Here is an 844-nt window from a genome sequence, read left to right on the forward strand (position 1 = left end):
GCGCCGCCGAGGATGACGGGGTACTTGGCGGCGAGCTCGCGCTGGTTGAGCTCTTCCAGGTTCTCCTTCATGATCACGGTGGACTTCACGAGGAGGCCGGACATGCCGATGACGTCGGCGTTGTGCTGCTCGGCGGCTTCGAGGATGGCGGAGACGGGCTGCTTGATGCCGATGTTGACGACGTTGTAGCCGTTGTTGGAGAGGATGATGTCGACGAGGTTCTTGCCGATGTCGTGGACGTCGCCGCGGACGGTGGCGAGCACGATCGTGCCCTTGCCGTCGGCGTCGGACTTCTCCATGTGCGGCTCCAGGTAGGCCACCGCGGTCTTCATGACCTCGGCGGACTGGAGCACGAACGGCAGCTGCATCTGGCCCGAGCCGAACAGCTCGCCGACGACCTTCATGCCGTCGAGGAGGGTGTTGTTGACGATGTCGAGGGCCGGGGTGGTGGTCAGCGCCGCGTCGAGGTCCGCCTCCAGGCCGTTCTTCTCGCCGTCGATGATCCTCCGCTTCAGGCGCTCCTCCAGCGGCAGCGCCGCCAGCTCCTCGGCCTTGCCGGCCTTGAGGGACTTGGTGGTGGCGCCCTCGAAGAGGGCCATCAGCTTCTGCAGCGGGTCGTAGCCCTCGCGCCGCCGGTCGTAGATCAGGTCGAGGGCGGTGGTGACCTGCTCCTCGTCGAAACGGGCGATCGGCAGGATCTTCGAGGCGTGCACGATCGCCGAGTCCAGACCGGCCTTTGGCGTCGCTTGAGCTCGCGGATCGCCTCGATCGTCGCGATGCCGTCCTTGCGGGACTCCTCCTGGCCCGTGCAGATGGTGAAGGTCAGCGTGTCGATGAGGATGTC

At 66.1% G+C, this 844-nt stretch carries 1 pseudogene; it reads right to left on the minus strand.

The window, feature by feature from the left end:
* Nucleotides 1–844, minus strand: a pseudogene (locus tag IF73_RS0137090) (B12-binding domain-containing protein); the annotation flags it as partial.

Origin of the sequence: Streptomyces sp. NRRL F-5727, from assembly GCF_000719555.1 — a bacterium.
Taxonomy (GTDB): Bacteria; Actinomycetota; Actinomycetes; order Streptomycetales; family Streptomycetaceae; genus Streptomyces.